Here is a 19630-nt window from a genome sequence, read left to right on the forward strand (position 1 = left end):
TAACTAACCCACAATTATTTAATAATCAATCGCTTTACTATTCCTTCACCGGTTTTAATCAAATAAACACCTGAAGTGAAATGTTTTGTATCTAATGTTTGGGCTTCATTTTGTGCCAAAATCAGTTTTCCGGATAAATCATACACTTTAATATCTGCAGTTCTGTTGAAGTAAACCAAACCATTGTCTACTGATGGATTTGGGAAAACAGCAAATGTTGGTACATTGTCTTCAAAATCATTGGTCGACAATCCATTGCTGTCGATTTCAAAAATGGTTATCGTTCCGCTGATTTCATTGGCAACCAAAACATAGGGTAAACCTGTCGGACTGTTTTCCGGAGCTATATAAGTAATGCCTTCCGGACCATGGTCACCGGCATAAGCTGAAGTACTTCTGCTGTTTTTATACGCTACAAAAGTCGGATTGTTTGGATCAGTCACATTATAAACCATTACGCCACCTACTCTTTCCAAAGAAATAAAAGCAAATGTTTCGGTACCAATTTGTGCCACAGTTACGCCTTCTGCTTCCGGGCCTTTGGCACGACTTCTTCCTTTGGGCGTGTTGTCTTCGTGGTCTGCATTGAAAATAGTTGGAAAGTTAGCCGAAGTATACATTTCAAAGTCGTCACCACTATCATAAACCAATTGCTGCGTTGTGGCATTAAAAATAGAGAACGAACGCGTTCCAACCGCATTAATCGTTTCAAAGTCTCCATCGGCATCGGCATTTCCATTTAAATTGGTAACTCGGTATCTTCCCATATTGTAACTTTGTTTCAACACACTTGCATTGGGAAAAACAGTCGCATCTAAAACATACCCTGCAGCACCAACCGTAGTTCTTTCATTAAAACCGGTATATTCTTTTTCGTCTCCTTCATTGGCCGTAACCAAAAAAGTATTGGCACCGATAGTATAATTGGCAATCGCATCCGGTATATAGAAAGCGTTTATGGGCCAGTTGGCAATTAGTACCTGACCATTATTATCTGAAATATCAAAACCATTACCCGGAAGACTAACGTCTTTGGTTCCTAGAGCCCAAATATCTGTTATGGATGTTGTGGCCAAATTGATTTCCGCCACGGCATTATTTTCTTGTAAGGTTACCCAAGCCTTTTGGGAATCGGCACTAATGGTAATGTATTCCGGTTCGAAATCTTGTGACATGGTGCTCGACATTTTTAATTTTCTAACACCCGAAGCAATCAAAGAAGCTTCTTGAGCATTGAAAGCTGTAAACAATAAAGTAGACACATTGGCTTGTGTCAAAGCAGGAATTCCTCCGGAAATGTCAATCACACTAACCGAACCTTCAGGATCAATGGAATAGTTCGCATTGGGTTGACCCTCATTGGCTGTCATGACTTTTGTACCATCCGGTGAAAACGTAATCATATCCGGTAAAGCTCCAACGGTCACTTGCTTTAAGAAAGTGCCATTGGTATCAAAAAATACTACCGAACCCTCTAAAGTTTCATCGGCATTAGGCGAAGCGACCGCGACTACTCCGTTTTTAACCGCTACCGAAGTTACACCACCATAAGAATTCATATCTATTGAGCTTACTACTGTTGGTGCAGTTGGGTCACTGAAATCAATAATATCTAAAAATCCGGCTACAGCACTCGTAGTAAATAAACGTTGAGAAGCCGGGTCGTGCACTACAATTTCGCAGGTACTGGTATTTGCTCCCGAAGGATCAAAACTACCGATGTAATTTAGCTCGATTTGGTTACTCGGAACCGGTGCTAATCTATCATTGTCCACAATATAAACAGTCGCAAAAGAATTTCCGGTAATGGTCAAACCCACCGCATTTTCTAAACTCAATACAAAATATTCTGCTTGTTGTTCTTCCGATAAATCATCAATAATCGGAATGGTAATCGTTTGGGTCAAAGCACTCGAACCGGTAAAGTTTAAAGTTTGAGAGGCCAAAGTAAAATCGCTGTCATCTGCCGTGCTGAAAGGCGTACCTTTTACCACTAAATCCACAGAACTCGTCGCCGGACTGGTCAAAGTAATGTTGAAAGATAAAGTACCAGCGGCTTCATTTACCGTTATAAAATTGGAAGCCAAAGCGACACTCGGATTTCCTGTTGTAAAAGTAACCGATGGCGTTGTCGCAATTGCATTATCGCTTTCATCTTCAATCGTATTGGGCAACAAAGCCAAATAATACAATTGGCTGTTGGCCAAAAGCGCATTCGGAACAACCGTAATCACACTTCCTGAAATCGTCGCGTCAAAAGCTACCAAAGCACCGGAAGCATCGTTCAAACGCAATTCAACCACACCATCAACATTGGTATTATCGATAGTCGAATTGTCAATTAAACGAATATTTTCATTAAAACTAATGGTTGGATTAATCGTCGTAACCACATTGGTTGCCGCATTTACAGGCACAAAAGTTGCTACCGGCGCAATGGTATCGGCTCCGCCAAAGGTAGTCCCTTCGAGGGTGAAATTATCAAAACGGTTATTGCCAACAGTTCCGCCGCTTCCTTGAGCAAACTCGACCCTCAATTTAAAACTCGGATTGTTATTCGCACCCGAAACACCCGAAAAATCTAAAGTCGCTAAAGCCGGATCGCCATTATTGGGAATCACCGTTGTAAATGCTACATAGTTGGTTCCATCCAAAGTATAAAACCAAGATTGTGTTCCTGCACCCGAGCCTGATCGACGTGTGGCAAATTTTACGATGATATTTTCATAACCTGTGGTGGGCAAAGCAAATTCTAAAGCACCACCAATAGGATCGTTAAAACGCAAGTGTGTTCCTGAAACATCTCCATTGCGAGCATTCAAATTCAAAACGGAGAAATTTTGACCGGTTCCTCCGGCAAAATCAATCGTACTGATTCCACCCGGAATAGCATTTAAAACGGCACCGCCTAAAGTAAAAGTCGGTGTTGTAATAGCACCCACGGAAGTGTTGTCATTAAAGTTCCAATAATGAACTAAAGTTTGTCCCCAAGAAACGGAAGAAAAAGCCATCATCAAGATAAAAATCAAGCTTTTGGTCGTGTAATTTTTTGACATAGTAGTGTAGTTTTATTTTGATACAAAATACAGTCATTGATTTAACAACATGATTAATTTAAAATCAATGATTTATTAAGTATTGAGGTTCCAATGTGGCTTAATTGTTAGCAATTCTCGGTATTGTTTAAGTTAAATTTACTTAGCCGTGTTTACCAGATGTCAACCTAAAAAACAACCAACTTTTTAACGTTTTCTGTACCTTTGGCCTATCAATCATCAAAAATAAAATCATGAAAAAGAATTATTTACTCCCAATTTTGCTCTTATGTCAACTGGGATTACATGCCCAAACTTTTGGATGGCTGCGTACACCAAGTATCACTTTTAATATGAATCCGGGCATGATCAGTTATCCCACAGCTTCAGATCATTTAGGCAATACTTATCTCTGCGGTTTTAAAGACAATGCAACTCCTTATACGGATATTTTCGGCAATTTGGCTTTGCTTAAATATGACACCAACGGCACTTTGGTTGCCACCAAAAATATCAACGGCAACGTACACGCTTATAAATTGGCGACCGATAATGCCGGAAATCTTTATATGGCTGTAGGGTATCTGACTTCTATTACTATCGATAATTTTAGTTTGACCACCAATTTGCAAAGCGTGAATCCTCTTTTATTAAAATTCAATGCCAATGGAGAACTGCTATGGCACAAAGTGATTCCGGGTGAGTGGACCCAACACTTTAATGCGATTAGTATCGACAGTCAGCAAAACGTTTATATCGGATATGATGATTACCAGAATTCCTTTATCGAAAAACTGGATGCCAATGGCAATACACTGCAACTCATCACGCAAACCGAAGTAAAACTCATTAGTGCCGTCAGTGTTGATTCTGAAGGCAATATTTATGCTGCCGGTTCTTGCGCCGAAATAAGCGCCAACTTCAACGGGACCAATATGCCGGCGCCTTTTTTATACAATATTTATTTGGTAAAATACAATCCGGCAGGACAAATGCAATGGATGCATTATGTAGAAGACATTACTTGTCCGGAACCCATGGTTGTAGCGCGTACACCAGATGAAGTGTATTTCAGTTCCCACTTGTTTGATGGTTTTTCTATTGATGGCATAACCACTGAAGGTCCGGTTAACAATTATGATTTCTTTTTGGCGAAGTTCAATTCAACCGGTACCGTGCAATGGGTAAAAGAAGTTCCGGGTACTGGTGGTGCCGAAATTGGGCTGCGTAACTTCTTAACTTTAGACCCGCAAGGCAATATTTATATGGCCGGAAAAACGCAAGGCGCTATCCAATGGAATGCCAATATTAGTTCGCAACCTCAAATGGGCTTTAACAGTGATGTTTTAATTTTAAAATATTCTCCGCAAGGCACTGTGCTTTGGGCCAAAACTGCCGGTGGCAATTCGGAGGACCGCTCTGATGGCATAAGTGTTTTGCCGGATGGAAGCGTTGTTGTATCGGGCATGGCTAATAACATTGTTACTTTTGACACTTGGCAAGCCGGAACGGTTAACTTTCAGTACTATCCTTTTTTGGCCAAACTAAATCAAACCACTTTGTCCATTCCCGCAAACGAATTCCGTACAGCATTGGTTTATCCGAATCCTGTCCAAGATTTTGTGACGTTATCTTCTCCCGGTTATCGCGGTAAAGCGGAATTGTTCACACTGTTGGGACAAAAATTGAAAAGCTTTGATATCACTGCTGATGAAACACAACTCAGTGTAAGCGATATTGCCATCGGAACCTATTTGCTGCGACTCAACCAACAAGCAATCAAAATAGTAAAGGATTAATGAGGCGATATGACAATTGTCATTTTTATTAGAAAAAACTAGCACTACTTTTGTCCTTGTAAAGTAGTATTATGTCAGTTTCATTAGTCCAAAAATATAACGTTCCCGGTCCGAGATACACCAGCTATCCTACAGTTCCTTATTGGGATGAGGCCTCTTTTTCCGATAATCAATGGAAGGAAACATTTATTCGAAGTTTTAATGAGAGTAATGCTACGGAAGGCATTAGTTTGTATATTCACTTGCCGTTTTGTGAAAGCTTGTGTACGTTTTGCGGTTGCCACAAAAGAATTACCAAGCGACACGAAGTAGAAAATCCCTATATAGAAGCCGTTTTAAAAGAATGGCAACTGTACTGCGATTTGTTTCCGGCCAAACCCCTTATCAAAGAAATTCATTTGGGCGGTGGCACACCTACCTTTTTTTCTCCGGAACATTTAGAGCAATTAATTACCGGCATTCTCAGCAAAGCCGAAAAAGCAACTGAATACGAATTCAGTTTTGAAGGTCATCCCAACAATACTACACGAGAACATTTGCAAAAACTCTATAATTTAGGATTCCGTCGGGTGAGTTTTGGCGTGCAGGATTACAGCGAAAAAGTACAAATTGCAATTCACAGACATCAACCGTTTCACAATGTGGCCAAAGTAACTTTTTGGGCCAAAGAAATAGGCTATACTTCCATCTCACATGATTTGGTTTTTGGATTGCCGTTTCAAACTTTAGATAACGTTATTGACACCATCGAAAAAACCAATTCGCTCTCCCCTAACCGATTGGCGTTTTACAGCTATGCGCATGTGCCTTGGATTAAAGGCAACGGCCAACGCGGTTTTAAAGACGAAGATGTACCAAAAGATGATGAAAAACGCAAGTTATATGAAGTTGGGAAAACCCTTTTAGCCAAAAAAGGTTATCACGAAATTGGAATGGATCACTTTGCCTTGGAAGACGATGCCATGTACCACGCTTTCAAAGCCGGAAAACTGCACCGAAATTTTATGGGCTACACTGCTTCTAAAACCCAATTGATGATTGGTTTGGGTGTTTCTTCTATCAGCGACAGTTGGTATGCTTTTGCCCAAAACGAAAAAGAGCTGGAAACTTATTACGCGCGCCTGGCGCAAAACGAATTACCGGTATATCGCGGTCATGTTTTGACTGAGGAAGATTTAATCATCCGCCGACATATTTTGAATTTGATGTGTCAATTCAACACTTCTTGGCAAAACGACGATTTGTACTTTGAAGAACTACCCGAAGTATTGGAACAACTCCACGAAATGGAGCTTGACGGTTTGCTCCAAATCAAACCCAACGGTTTAGTGGTAACCGAAAAAGGCAAAGCTTTTGTGCGCAACATTTGTATGGCATTCGACTTGCGATTGAAGCGCAAAACGCCACAGACACAATTGTTTTCAATGACGGTTTAGGTCGTTGCGAGTTTTAGGTAGTCTGTTTACTTCTTATTGCTTTCCCTTAATAAAATAGTGCTCTTGCATTCAGTCTGTAAGGCATTTTTAGTATTTTAGCTAAGGCAAAAAATACCCACACGATGAAACCATTAGAAATTTCGAACAGATTCAAAGAAGTCATTTTAAACGGCACTTGGGTGGCCAATACCAATTTTAAAGCACAATTAGACAATACCGATTGGCAAATGGTCACCGCTAAGTTGGATACTTTGAATACCATAGCGGATTTGGCCCAACACATTCATTATTACATAAAGGGATTGAACCAAGTATTTCGGGGTGGAACATTGGACATCAAAGACCGCTATAGTTTTGATTTTCCTGCGATTACTTCACAAAAGGATTGGGATGCATTTTTGGTCCAATTTTGGAATGACGCCGAAGAATTCGCCACTTTGGTTGAACAAATGCCCGAAGCCCAATTGAAAGGCGCCTTTGTCGAGGAAAAATACGGAACCTATGAACGCAATATTGAGGCGATGATTGAGCATAGCTATTATCATTTAGGCCAAATTACACTCATCAAAAAGAGATTGACATGTTGTTAAAATATTTTCTTTTATGGTTGCCAATGATTTTTATAGCGGTTTTAAACGGTAGTGCGCGTGATTTATGGTATAAAAAGCATACCGGAGAGCTGACAGGGCACCAAGTTTCAACGGTGTCACTCATTATCCTTTTTGGTTTTTACATTACAGCCGTTTTAAAAAAATACCCGCCAAACTCCGCCACCCAATCGATGCAAATTGGCTTGCTTTGGTTGGTCCTGACTTTACTGTTTGAATTTGGGCTCGGACTGATGAGAGGTCAATCATGGGAATTATTGCTACAAGATTATAACGTTTTTAAAGGGCGTATTTGGATACTTATCCCTATTTGGGTTACTGTGGCACCATATCTTTTTTATAAAATGTTTCCATAAAAAACTGACACCCTATTTCCTTTCCTGCTATTCGGATGTTTTTTTCTGTATCTTTAAATACTAAATCGCCTTCTCTTGGATTACCTCATTTACTTTATACTTTTAGCCCTATTGGCAGAAATCTTGGGCACTGTGGGAGGCTTTGGCTCTTCGCTGTTTTTTGTACCAATAGCAAGTTATTTTCTTGATTTTCATTCGGTTTTAGGGGTTACTGCTATGTTTCATGTGTTGAGTAATCTCACCAAAATTGGTTTTTTCAGGCAAGGCGTTGATAAGAAACTCATCGTGAGTTTGGGAATTCCGGCGGTGGTTTTTGTGGTATTGGGTGCTTATCTGAGTCGGTTTATTGATTCCAAATGGCTCGAAATGGGATTGGCTGTTTTTCTGATTGGATTGAGTCTTTTCTTTTTGATTTTTAAAACGATAGTGATAAAACCAACTACTTTCAATAGTGTATCCGGTGGCATTGCTTCCGGTTTCATAGCGGGATTAATAGGGACCGGTGGTGCCATTCGCGGCATGACTTTGGCGGCTTTTAACCTGAAAATGCAGGTCTTTATTGCTACTTCTGCGGTTATCGATTTGGCCATTGACGGAAGCCGAACCGTGGTTTACGGACTCAATGGTTTTATACACAAAGACGATTTGTATCTGATTCCGATATTATTTGTAGTGAGTATCATCGGGACCTATATTGGTAAAAAAATATTGGAAAAAATATCGGAAGCGCAATTCAAAAAAATTGTCTTAGTTTTGATACTCATCACCGGATTGATTACAGCATTCAGTGTCATTCAAAAGCTATAGAACATAGTGTAATAAGATAAAAAAGGCAAGAATAGCTTAATTCTACACTTGCTGAAATTATAAGATAAAACTGTTTTTATGCGTTTTATTCAAATCAATTAAACTATTATTTACAACCGATTATATATTTTTAACAACCGATTGTCTATTGTTATTGATATTTTGACTAAATTAAGCAACAAAAAAAGTATTTTAAATTAATTTTGAGTACTTGTTAAACTTCAACATTCCTATGAAAAAAACTCTAAAGATCCTTCTCATTGAAGATGATACTATAGAAGTGATGAAATTTATCAAAGTGATTGAAACACTTGGGGAAAAACATCAAATTATTGAATCCAAAAATGGTGAAGAAGCCATGGACATTTTAAAAATTACCAAACAACTTCCGGATATCATTGTATTAGATTTAAATATGCCCAAGGTAAACGGAGTAGAATTTTTATCATCTCTAAAAGAAGATGAAATATTGAAATACATTCCCGCCATAGTGCTAACCACTTCATACAATCCAAAAGACATTACAGAATGTTATAAAATTGGTATAGCCGGTTACATTTTAAAGCCATTAAAATATGAGGATTATGTTAGTAGGATAAAAAAAGTGTTAGAATATTGGTGTGAGAATGTATTAATTAAGGCTTAATTGTATGTACGGGATAATAAATAAATCCATTGAAGATTTAGTCAAAAGTAATTTTGGGGCTGAAAAATGGAATGTAATATTGGATAAAAGCGGAATTGAACATAATTATTTCATCAGCAGCGAACCCTATGATGATGACATTACCTTTAAATTGGTCAATGCCATCGCAATGGAAATGGACATGAGTCTGGAATCCGTATTGTACAGTTTCGGAGAATGGTGGATTATTAAAACGACCAAAGACAAATATTCGGGACTCATGGAGACCGGTGGAAATAATCTTAGGGATTTTTTAATCAATCTACCGCTGTTTCACAACAGAGTGATGTTGTTGTTTCCAAAATTAACACCACCGGAATTCAAGATCAGTGATATTGAACAAAACAGCCTGCAATTGCATTACTTTTCAAAAAGAGAAGGTCTACAAGAATTTGTCAGAGGTTTGATCCAAGGTTTGGGGATTATGTTTAAAACTGAAATAGAAATTGAGTTACTCAAAACAAGACAAAAAGGTGATAATAACGAAGTTTTTAAAATAAGTTGGAAATAACAGTGAAAAAAAACGGGTTCAATTTAAGCACGTCTCTTTTTAATAAAATATTTCCATTTTATATTTTATTAAATGAGCATTTACAAATTATAAGTTTTGGGAAAAATATCCCCAAAATTATTACAGGGTTAACGGAAGGAACTCCGTTTGACTCTATTTTCACTATTGTTAGACCTCATGTGGACAATATTACTCCGGAAAACTTTCATAAAAACACCGACCATTTAATCGTTATTACTACAAAAGATTCGGATAAAGTGACTTTGAGAGGTCAATTTGAAAAATTAGACAACAACTTCTTGTTTATAGGATCACCTTGGTTTAACTCGATGAATGAAGTTACAGATAAAAACCTTACACTCAACGACTTTGCGTATCATGACCCTATACTGGATATATTACACATTTCCAAGAATCAAGAAATTAACTATAAAGAACTCAAAGAGCTTTTAGAAACCGTAAACGAACAACGAAAGACGCTAAAAAAAGACAAAGAAGAACTCAATAAACTCTCCTTAGTAGCGAGTGCTAACAAAAACGGTGTGGTTTTGTTTACCCCCGGCGGTAAAATTTTGTGGTGTAATAACGCTTATTTAAAAATTGTATCGCTCACCAATGAAGAAGTAATTGGTCAATTCATCTTAGATTTTGGGCCATGCAAAATAACTGAGGAAGACAAGATAAAAGAAGTGCTCCGCGGCTTTGAAGAAGGGAAAATTTTTGAAGGCGAAAAAGCCACCCTTATTAAAGACCGCAAAACCTTCTGGTACAAAACAACCAAGCAACCGGTTAGAGATGAAGCGGGTCAAATAATACACTACTTTGCTATTATTGAAGATGTTACACTGGAAAAAGAGCAGGAAGAAAAACTCAGATTACTGTCATCAATAGCAGAAAAGAATACCAGCGCGGTGATTATTTGTGACGAAAAGGGACGCATTGAATGGATTAATGACAGTTTTACCGAAATTACCGAATACACCTTAGAAGAAGTCATAGGTAAAAAAATTAAAAAGATTTTAGAAGGTCCGGAAACCGATAAAAAAACGGTGGCCTATTTAGGAGAGCAAATGAAAAATGGTCTTCCTTTTAATTGTGACATCATTAATTACAAAAAATCCAAAAATAAATATTGGTCCCGTGTTCAAGGTAGAGCGCTGAACGATGAAAACGGCAAGGTCTTGAAATATTTTACCATACAAGAAGATATTTCATTAGAGAAGGAATTCAAACAACAACTCATTGAATCTGAAAACCGTTTGTACTCCTTGATTATTAATCTTCAGTCGGGCATTTTACTCGAAGATGTTAATCGGAAAATCCTCTTGGTCAACAAGCGATTCTGCGACTTATTCGGAATTGGCCTTGAACCTGAAAGAATGAAAGGAATCGATTGCTCAAAAGCGGCAGAACAATCCAAATTCTTGTTTAAAAATCCGGATAGTTTTTTAGCACGAATTGACGAAATTTTAAGACAAAAAAGCACTGTCATAGCCGAAGAAATTGAAATGGTAGACGGTAGAATCATCCAGCGAAGCTTTATTCCGATTTATCGTGGTAATAAATACGATGGACACTTGTGGAGCTACGATGATGTTACTATTCAGAAAAAATACGAGCAAAGTCTTGAAGCAGAAAGAGAAAAATACAGCAACATCATCACCAATATGAATATGGGATTGATAGAAGTGGATATAAACGACAATATCAAATTCGTCAACCAATCATTCTCAGAAATGAGCGGCTTTTCATCAGAAGAACTCATCGGAGTTAAAGCAGCAGAGCTCTTTTTAGACCCAAAATCCAAACAAATCATCGATACTAAAACAGCAGTTCGGGCTAAGGGAATTTCAGATTCTTATGAAATAAAGGTTAAAATAAAGTCCAATGAAGAAAGATATTGGTTGATCAGCGGAGCACCAAATTACAATCTAAACGGTGAACTCGTAGGTAGTATAGGGATTCATTTTGACATTACAGAACAGAAAAAATTAGAATTACAAAAAGAAGCTTTGTTGAAAAGTTTGGAAAAACAAAACGAAAGCCTCAATGAATATGCCCAAATTGTATCCCACGATTTAAAATCGCCTCTGCGAAGTATACACACCTTAATTACTTGGATAAAAGACGAAGAAAAGAACATGTTGAGCAATCAAACCAACGAGTACATTGCTTTAATTGAAGAGAAGGTTGAAAAAATGGACTACCTCATCGATGGCATCCTAACCTATTCTAAAATTGATTCTTTTGAAAAAACAGACGAATTAATTGACTTGAATGAAATCATTGACAACATCATTCAAATCATTCACATTCCCAAAAATACAAAAGTCACAATTGCCCATAAGTTGCCCGTTAAAAAAGCGAACCGTTTCAGAATGCAACAATTGTTTCAAAACTTAATCAGTAATGCCATTATTCACAATGACAAAAAAGAAGGAATGGTTGTCATTGATTACAGTGAAAATGAAGAAGCGTATATTTTTTCGGTACAAGACAATGGCCCCGGTATATCAGAGAAATACCAAAGTAAAATTTTTCATCTGTTTGAATCCTATTCTCCCAATAACAAATCAACCGGTATTGGGTTGTCTATTGTTAAAAAAATTGTAGAAAAATACAATGGCAAGATATGGATTGAAAGCAAAGTAGGCATCGGAACGACCTTTTTTATACAACTACCAAAAGAATATGGAACAACCTAATATTGATTATTTCATTAAGTTATCAAACAATAACGACTCTTTTAAGCAAAAACTTATTGAGGTAATCAAACATGAGTTGCCTTTAGAAATAGATTTTTATTTTAACTGCATAACCCTAAAAGAATGGGAAAAAGCAGCCGAATCTGTTCACAAACTCAAACACAAAATAGGCGTATTAGGAATGGAAAAAGGGTATCATGTTGCTGAAGAATACGAAAAAAACCTGAGGGAAGGTTTGACAGAATCGCAATCAGCTTTTGAAGAAACACTAACTACTATCAACCAATTTATAAAATTATTGTAAAAAAACTACATATGAAAAACTGTATTATCATTGACGATGAGATGATGGCTAGAACCATAATCACTGAATTGGTTTCTACAAAATCCTACTTAAACATAGTTGCTGAATTTTCTAATGCCATTGATGCGCTGAAATATCTGAACAAAAATAAAGTGGATTTGATTTTCCTTGACATTCACATGCCTGATTTTAATGGGTTTGATTTTATCAATACCATCAAGCACTCTGTAAAAGTAATTTTAGTCACCTCGGACAAGAACTTTGCCATAGATGCTTTTGAATATGATTGCGTTGTTGATTATTTGGTAAAACCCATTACGGAAGAACGTTTTGAAAAGACCATGCTTAGATTAAAAGAACTGGATGGAAGAATCCAAAAAAGTCAACAAGAAATCGAGAATAGAGTTGATTCTGATAGCTACAGAGAATTCTACATCAACAAAAGTAACCGTCTGATTAAGATTGACGTCAATACAATCTTGTATTTTATGGCCAAAGGAGACTATGTTTATTTAAAAACAGAAACCAGCAATTACACCATACACAATACATTAAAGAGAATCGAAAGCAAACTACCTAAAGATTTGTTCTTTAAAGGGCATCGTTCCTACCTTATCAATACTAAAAAAATAATTGACATAGAAGACAACAGTGTCTTGATAGGAAAAGATGTAATTCCGATAAGCCGAAGAAACAGACCTGAGCTTATGAAACGTGTGCTTTTACTATGATGCGTTAAACCGATTTACTGGTGTAAACCTCTTTAGGAATTAAATTTCTAAAGAGGTTTTTTTTTGATTTAAAGAAATTCACCCAAATCGATAAATGGTTTTGTTTTTAAAAAAAATAATGCGTTTTGTCGAACAAATATGCATTTGATAGTATTTTATACCGCTTATCTATATTTAAACACACTTTATCTAAAGATGAATGGTGGTTCATCTAATTTTTAAAAATAGCCGGAAAACCTTACTGATATTTGTATCATAAATACCGTAAATCTATTAAAAATACAAAAACAAGTATCATGAAAAAAATAACAGACAGCATAGTAAACACTACCACCCCAATGTGGTTTTTGTTGATTGTCATGACTTTTATGACTAAAAATCTTGAAGCTGCCAATTTCTTCTCTACAAGTACTTCCAAACTAACTATTGAAAGACACCGTGTTTGGATAAATGTCACAGACAGTTCAACCGGAGCATTTTCTCAAACCCTTTTTGGATACAGAACCGGTGCCACCGATGGATATGATCCGGGTTTAGATGGCGCCTATTTTAATGACGGTGCAATAGCTCTGACTTCTTTAATTGGAGCCGACAGGTACACTATTCAATTCAGAGGTCTTAATTACGACCCGAATGACATTATTCCTTTGAGTTTTATGACCAATTATAATGGTAACTTTACTTTTGCTTTGGACCATGTTGACGGTTTCTTTTTAAACAGTTCACAACCCGTTTATATTTTGGATACTCAAACCAATGTTTACACCAATTTAAAAACCTCTAATTATACATTTAGCAGTGCCATAGGTATTTTTAATGATCGTTTCAAATTGGTATTCCACAACCCTTATGAGACTAACAGCTTAGGACTAAATAATGTGTTTACCGCCAATAATTTAGTAATTTTACAAAACCAGGATAATATCTCTATCAAAACCGGTGACACTGTACTGGAAAGTGTGGCAATCTTCAATTTGAACGGTCAAATTATTTATCAAAATTACAATGTAAATGCTACACAATTAACGGTAACAAATTTGAAAATCAATCATCAACCGATAATCATTAGAGCCGTTACAAAAGAGGGAATTATGGTTTCCAAAAAATGGTTGCATTACAATTAAAAGATGTATTTCATCCCTAAGTTTTGAATACAAGTTTCATTAACAAGAACATGTTGACAATTCATCTGTAATTTAAAACATCTCAACCCAACAAACCCGTTATTCGTCGAATAAAAAAAAAATAAAATTTAATAAATTTTACATTTGTTATATCTATGAAATCAAATGAAATATTAATATCGCATAACCAAAATTCACCTGTTGATTATTATAACGCTGTAGGTTTAATATATGACAATTCCATATACATTAATAAGAAAGATTGTTTAGTCAGACTGGAGTTAAGCTTAATTAGGAATATATATTTTAAAAAAGAGAAAGCTTTAACAAGCAACATTTTCTTATTGTCAATTGGATTGTTTTTAATTGCCATGCTAGCACTTACAGACAAAATTATTCCTTTAGACTTTAAGGTAATAGGATACTCAACTGCTGTAGTTGCTGTGTTGCTGGCTTTTTTAATTAAGTTCAATAATTACAAAATCATAATTACCACTATAAATAACAACATCATCACAACCAACATCAATTCAGAGTACTGTGAGGATGGATTGGAACTTGTGACCAGAATAAGAAATAACATTAATAAAGAGAACTCATTAATCAGAGCAGTATAAATGACCGCTGTAAGTGTATATTACCCTCCATTAGGATTACTTGAAAGAAGAAATCTGACTGTGTTTTGCTCCGAGGTAAAAACTGTGTTTTTAGAGCATATCACTTTTGTTTCTATTTATAAGAGAAAAAGAAACTTTCAAAAGTTTTTTAAACCACTGTTTGGAGATAAATACACTTTTGTAATATTCCTAAAAAACGATAAGCAAATTGAATTTTCTTTTACTGAAGAAAAACTAGCACTGGCACTCGAATTAAAAGAAGAAATAATTAAAAGGAAATTAAAATTATCAGCCTAATACAATGAAGGAAAAAATATTAATTTATGATCGTTCGTTGGGGTACGGAATATATTTTGATAAAATTTTTAAAAAAGAGTACGAAGTAGTTATAACCACAAAAAATATTATTCTGAATAGATTAGATTTATTCTACTTTGATTATATAATTTTTATGGTAAACGAAACGGAAGATGTTCACTTTTTTACAAAAATTTATTCTTCTAACAAAGGGATTAATTTATTTCTGGGGATTACACAAAATAGATTTAAAGAACACTTCCAAAATTTACAAGACGTACATCTTATAAATCTGGAATTGAGCAAAACAGACATCGTTAAGTTTATAAACAAGAAATTAAATAATAACTATACAGAAAACAGACATTCCAATCAACTCACCTGAGCATTCTATTAGTAAAATTTTAAAGCAATAAATTTAACTTTGTTGGAAGTCTGTTTTTTTTTTTTTCATACTTATCTGATTTTAAAAGATAAGATCGGAAAACTACTTTCCATAATTGGGCTGGAATTGTAGTTCATATTTTTGATAGATTATCAAGCCGTCTTTTTATAGGACGGCTTGGTTTTTATATTCATATTTATTGACAACTAATAAACCAGTTAAAATTCACATTTTCATTAAAGCCAAATGCTGTCCGAATAAAAAACCACGCCTTTCGACGTGGTCATTAACTCAACTAACTTTAATTTATTTATTCAAATGGGCGTAAATTTCGTCTTTCAAGAATAGCAACTTGGCTTTCAGTTCATGCATAAAGTTATCATTGGCAATCTCTGAGCCCATGTTGATTCGGTGAATTTGGTGCTCTATCTCATGGTACTCATCAAAAAGTGTTCTGAAATGAGCATCTGAAATTTTCAGTTCGTGAATTCTTTCTTTATGTTCAGGGAATTCGTGTAGTAAATCGTGTTTTTCCATGGTTAGTGTTTTTTATATTATTTGTTTAAAAATTAACTTTGTCCTTGTATTTCAGCCTTGTTATATCCTAATGACAATTGGCTTCAGCCTGCACAAATAAGTTCATATGGCTTGGTGAAACATAAGCGATGTCTAAACCCATGCCTCTAAGTACAAATAACAATCCGATGATAACGGTTATTAAAGGTACTACTTTCTGCAATTTGTTTCTAAAAGGCAAAGACAAAATGCCGCTCACATAAACCACGGCGCTCATCAACGGAATAGTGCCTATGCCGTAAAGCAACATATAAGTGACACCTAAAGGAACGTTCTGCATGGCTATGGCTCCAAAGAGTGCAGCGTAAACCAATCCGCAAGGCAACAAACCATTAAATATCCCTATTGTAAAAAAAGCATCCGGTGATTTGCGTTTGAATTGGTTACCCAGACTGCTTTTTACTCTAGTAATGACTTTGTAAATGGGTTTGGAGAAATTATATTGGGCAAAAATCCTTTCAGGAATAATGGCTATTAAAATCATCAAAATACCCAGCACAATAGAAAATCGTTGTTGCATTCCGGCGAGATACAATCCTTTGCCTAATAATCCGAAAAGCAAACCTAAAGTAGCATAGGAAGTCAATCTTCCGGAGTGATACAATAAAATTTGCAATGCTTTTTTAGTCGGATTGTTTCTGTCTACCGGTAACATCATGGCTATGGGTCCACACATGCCTATGCAATGTAAACTGGAAACTAAGCCAAAGATGAGCGCAGTGTAAAGCATTTTCTAGAATGTTAGACCTTTTAGAAATAGATTTCTTCTTTATTCAAGTAAGTTTTGCCTTCATATTCCCAAGCAACAGTAATACCCCAAAGACCGCCAACCAGATTGTTTTTAGGTATGAGCAAATCGGAAGCGGACAATGAAATAGGGATTTCAAAATCCAGCTTTTGGTTTGACGGTCTATAAAGGGATACTTTTCCTTTTATTTTGGCAGCATCGAGTTCGGCAGGAAAATTCACTGCTATACCTTCTGCGGTTTTATTTATGGCTACTTTCTCGCTGAGATTATTAGCATTTTGCATGCTTTCAATATTGCTTTGCACTAGTTTTTCTTTTCTGTAATAATCCTCGGTAACCATTTCGTTATCGTATTGACTGTCAGATTGTACTTTGAACACAAAGTATAAAATGAAGCCCATGAATAGTGCTATTGCAATGACAATTCCTTTTCCCCAATTCATTTTCATAATTCCTATCTTTTAGTTGAAACTTCTCGGACCAACAAAATTGGTGGTTGCTGTTTCGATTAATTTATCGTTATTGTAGATTTCAATTTTTAGTTCTACTTTCTCATCTTTTAAGTTACTTTCTAAAATTTTCACAAAGAAAGTTCCTTTGCTGATGCCTTGTTTCGGTACTTTGGTAAACGGACTGCCAACCAATTTGATTTCCCCTTTGGGCTCGATCAATTTGAAAGTCACGTGATCAAATTCCTTCTCGGTTTTATTGATAATATCATAATTATAGATATTACTGATTTTGTCACCATCGTGTTGGAATAATTGTCCGGGCGTATGTAAAATTGTTGCTTCTACCTCATTTCTCAAGAACAACATTCCGATGAAAACGCCAATCAAAATGGCCAAAACCGCTATATAACCTTTCATTCTGGTTGTTAGCTTGAACGGTTCTTTCTTTACAATTTCATCTTCACTGGCATAGCGAATTAATCCTTTTGGCAAACCGACTTTTTCCATAATCGAATCACATTCATCGATACAGGCGGTACAGTTGATACATTCTAATTGTGTTCCGTTTCTAATGTCAATTCCGGTAGGGCAAACATGCACGCAAACTTTGCAATCGATACAATCGCCTTTGCCTAGTGCTTGTCTGTCTTCATTTTTATTGAATTTGGCCCTGCCGGTTTCTCCTTCGCCACGCACATGGTCATAGGCCACATTGATGGTTTTATTGTCCAATAAAACACCCTGCATTCTGCCATATGGACAAGCGATAATACAAACTTGTTCTCTGAACCAGGCATAAATGAAATAGAAAACCGCGGTAAAAATTAATAAGGCTACCAGCGTACTGCCATTATGGGCCGGACCTTCTTTAATAAATTGGATTAGTTCATCACTTCCGATTAAATAGGCCAAAAACACATTGGCAATAATAAAGGAGATGATGAAAAAGACCACCCATTTAGTCACACGCTTTCTAATCTTTTCAGCATCCCAAGCTTGTTTTGCCAAGCGCATTTGCTGTGCTCTGTCACCGTCAATCCAAAACTCGATACGACGGAAAACCATTTCCATAAAAATAGTTTGCGGACAAAACCAACCACAAAAAATACGGCCGAATGCCACCGTAAACAAAGCCAATCCCACTACTCCAATAATCATAGAGATTACAAAAAGGTGAAAATCTTGGGGCCAAAACGGAAAGCTGAAAATGTTAAACCTTCTGTCGACTACATTAAAAAGTAAGAACTGATTGCCGTTGATTTTGATAAACGGCGCTGATAACAAAAAGGCCAACAGAAAATAACTGAGTACTTTTCGTTTATCAAAAAAAGGACCTGAAGGTTTTTTTGGATAAATAAAAGCTCTTTTCCCCTTCTCATCTATAGTTGCGATACTATCTCTAAAACTTTCATCAGGATTGTGTGTTGCCATCTTGTTTTTGAATTAATGATTTAATTCGGTTTGTTTTGAGAGGTTTTGAGCGTTGGCCAAAACCTCTCTTTATTCTCTATTTTACAGCTACTTTAGTACTATCGACTACTGCAGCTGCATCAGCACTCGGAGCTGCTTCTTCCACCCATTTTTCTCCTTCTGCTGCTTTAGCTCCGGCAGGTTTTGTGCCTTGTAAACTTAAAACATAACTGGCTACATTTTGCACTTCTTTAGTGCCTAATGTTTTGGCCCAGCCCACCATCGTTGGGTTGTTTTTACTTCCTTCGGCAATCAACTTAAAGACGTTTTTGATACCTCCACCGTTAATCCAGTGGTCATCGGTTAAATTTGGTCCGACTACACCTCCACCATCAGCTTTGTGACAAGCAGCACAGGCATTGGCATAAATTTCTTTTCCTTTGGCCAAACTTTCCGCATCAGTCAATAAAGTTACTTTGTCAAAAGTGATTTCTTCTTTAGGCGAATTGAGTTTGTTTTTTTCAATTTCGATATTCGCCGCAGCCACTTCTTGATCATATTCTTGCGCTTGTGTGTAATCATCCATAACATGGAATCTTACCAAATAAATTACTCCGAAAATAACCGTAGCATAGAATAAATTCACCCACCATGGTGGTAAAACATTGTCTAACTCTTTGATACCGTCATAATCGTGATCTAACATCACATCGGCTTCTTGCTCGATAGATTTGGAACGGGTCATACTCTTCATTAAGTTTTGAACCCATTTGCTCTCTGTAAAAGATACTGTTTGGGCTTCTTCTAACTGTTTGCGTTGCTCATCGGTCAACATGTGGTAAGTCACTTTGTCTACTGCACTAACCACAATTTCTATGGCTACCAACAAAAACAAGAAGACTACCAAAAACAAGGCTACCATAGGGAACTTGATAAAAGCCGGACGGTCACCTGAGTCAATAAAATATTCCAAGGCGCCGAATACAATGGCGAAAATCAACGGAACTCTTACGTATGATGGAAATAATTTTTTCATTTTTATAC

The 19630-nt window shown here is 36.4% G+C and carries 20 protein-coding genes; 14 read left to right on the top strand and 6 right to left on the bottom strand.

The genetic code is table 11. The features are described from left to right. Positions 1-14 precede the first annotated feature (14 nt). On the bottom strand, positions 15-3056 hold the full coding sequence (locus HA632_RS11925; protein WP_176307421.1) for a choice-of-anchor I family protein: 3042 nt from the start codon (positions 3054-3056) through the stop codon (positions 15-17). 233 nt (positions 3057-3289) lie between these two features. Here HA632_RS11925 and HA632_RS11930 point away from each other — a divergent pair, with 233 nt between their 5' ends. The 14 genes from HA632_RS11930 to HA632_RS13920 all read left to right on the top strand — a co-directional run bounded on the left by HA632_RS11930 (position 3290) and on the right by HA632_RS13920 (position 15400). Continuing rightward, a complete protein-coding gene (locus tag HA632_RS11930; protein WP_176307422.1) occupies positions 3290-4834 on the top strand; it encodes a T9SS type A sorting domain-containing protein in 1545 nt (514 codons plus the stop codon). 71 nt (positions 4835-4905) lie between these two features. Next, positions 4906-6270, top strand: a complete 1365-nt coding sequence (gene hemN / locus HA632_RS11935) for an oxygen-independent coproporphyrinogen III oxidase (protein ID WP_176307423.1) — start codon at positions 4906-4908, stop codon at positions 6268-6270. A gap of 122 nt (positions 6271-6392) precedes the next feature. Further along, positions 6393-6860, top strand: coding sequence for a DUF1572 domain-containing protein (locus HA632_RS11940; RefSeq protein WP_176307424.1), 468 nt, complete (start codon positions 6393-6395; stop codon positions 6858-6860). Further along, on the top strand, positions 6851-7234 hold the full coding sequence (locus HA632_RS11945; RefSeq protein WP_217902855.1) for a hypothetical protein: 384 nt from the start codon (positions 6851-6853) through the stop codon (positions 7232-7234). Before HA632_RS11940 ends, HA632_RS11945 begins: the two co-directional genes overlap by 10 nt. Before the next feature lie 75 nt (positions 7235-7309). Next, the gene (locus HA632_RS11950) at positions 7310-8041 is read left to right on the top strand and encodes a sulfite exporter TauE/SafE family protein (protein ID WP_217902856.1); all 732 of its coding nucleotides are present in this window, start codon (positions 7310-7312) and stop codon (positions 8039-8041) included. 232 nt (positions 8042-8273) lie between these two features. Continuing rightward, positions 8274-8687, top strand: coding sequence for a response regulator (locus HA632_RS11955; protein WP_176307425.1), 414 nt, complete (start codon positions 8274-8276; stop codon positions 8685-8687). 4 nt (positions 8688-8691) lie between these two features. Next, positions 8692-9237 (top strand): heme NO-binding domain-containing protein, encoded by a 546-nt coding sequence (locus tag HA632_RS11960; protein WP_176307426.1) that lies wholly within the window; start codon positions 8692-8694, stop codon positions 9235-9237. Between the two features lie 2 nt (positions 9238-9239). After that, positions 9240-11942, top strand: a complete 2703-nt coding sequence (locus HA632_RS11965) for a PAS domain-containing protein (RefSeq protein WP_176307427.1) — start codon at positions 9240-9242, stop codon at positions 11940-11942. Beyond that, positions 11929-12246 carry an Hpt domain-containing protein gene (locus HA632_RS11970; protein ID WP_176307428.1) on the top strand — a complete coding sequence of 106 codons (318 nt, stop codon included), beginning with the start codon at positions 11929-11931 and terminating at the stop codon, positions 12244-12246. The genes HA632_RS11965 and HA632_RS11970 overlap by 14 nt, the downstream gene beginning before the upstream one ends. An 11-nt stretch (positions 12247-12257) precedes the next feature. Then, positions 12258-12977 carry a LytTR family DNA-binding domain-containing protein gene (locus HA632_RS11975; protein WP_176307429.1) on the top strand — a complete coding sequence of 240 codons (720 nt, stop codon included), beginning with the start codon at positions 12258-12260 and terminating at the stop codon, positions 12975-12977. A gap of 296 nt (positions 12978-13273) precedes the next feature. Next, on the top strand, positions 13274-14101 hold the full coding sequence (locus HA632_RS11980) for a hypothetical protein (protein ID WP_176307430.1): 828 nt from the start codon (positions 13274-13276) through the stop codon (positions 14099-14101). A gap of 155 nt (positions 14102-14256) precedes the next feature. Beyond that, a complete protein-coding gene (locus HA632_RS11985) occupies positions 14257-14718 on the top strand; it encodes a hypothetical protein (protein WP_176307431.1) in 462 nt (153 codons plus the stop codon). Then, positions 14719-15015 (top strand): hypothetical protein, encoded by a 297-nt coding sequence (locus HA632_RS11990; RefSeq protein ID WP_176307432.1) that lies wholly within the window; start codon positions 14719-14721, stop codon positions 15013-15015. Between the two features lie 4 nt (positions 15016-15019). Continuing rightward, positions 15020-15400 (top strand): hypothetical protein, encoded by a 381-nt coding sequence (locus HA632_RS13920; protein WP_217902857.1) that lies wholly within the window; start codon positions 15020-15022, stop codon positions 15398-15400. Between the two features lie 306 nt (positions 15401-15706). Here HA632_RS13920 and HA632_RS11995 read toward each other — a convergent pair whose 3' ends face one another. From HA632_RS11995 to HA632_RS12015, 5 genes are all read right to left on the bottom strand, one after another. Then, complete coding sequence (locus HA632_RS11995) at positions 15707-15937, bottom strand: YdcH family protein (RefSeq protein ID WP_176307433.1); 231 nt, start codon at positions 15935-15937, stop codon at positions 15707-15709. A gap of 67 nt (positions 15938-16004) precedes the next feature. After that, the gene (locus tag HA632_RS12000; protein WP_176307434.1) at positions 16005-16706 is read right to left on the bottom strand and encodes a sulfite exporter TauE/SafE family protein; all 702 of its coding nucleotides are present in this window, start codon (positions 16704-16706) and stop codon (positions 16005-16007) included. A gap of 20 nt (positions 16707-16726) precedes the next feature. Next, positions 16727-17173 (bottom strand): FixH family protein, encoded by a 447-nt coding sequence (locus HA632_RS12005; protein ID WP_176307435.1) that lies wholly within the window; start codon positions 17171-17173, stop codon positions 16727-16729. 12 nt (positions 17174-17185) lie between these two features. After that, complete coding sequence (gene ccoG, locus HA632_RS12010) at positions 17186-18607, bottom strand: cytochrome c oxidase accessory protein CcoG (protein ID WP_176307436.1); 1422 nt, start codon at positions 18605-18607, stop codon at positions 17186-17188. 76 nt (positions 18608-18683) lie between these two features. After that, positions 18684-19622 (bottom strand): cbb3-type cytochrome c oxidase N-terminal domain-containing protein, encoded by a 939-nt coding sequence (locus HA632_RS12015; RefSeq protein ID WP_176307437.1) that lies wholly within the window; start codon positions 19620-19622, stop codon positions 18684-18686. Between the last annotated feature and the right edge of the window lie 8 nt (positions 19623-19630).

This window comes from Flavobacterium sp. J49 (genome assembly GCF_011742145.1).
Lineage (GTDB): Bacteria > Bacteroidota > Bacteroidia > Flavobacteriales > Flavobacteriaceae > Flavobacterium.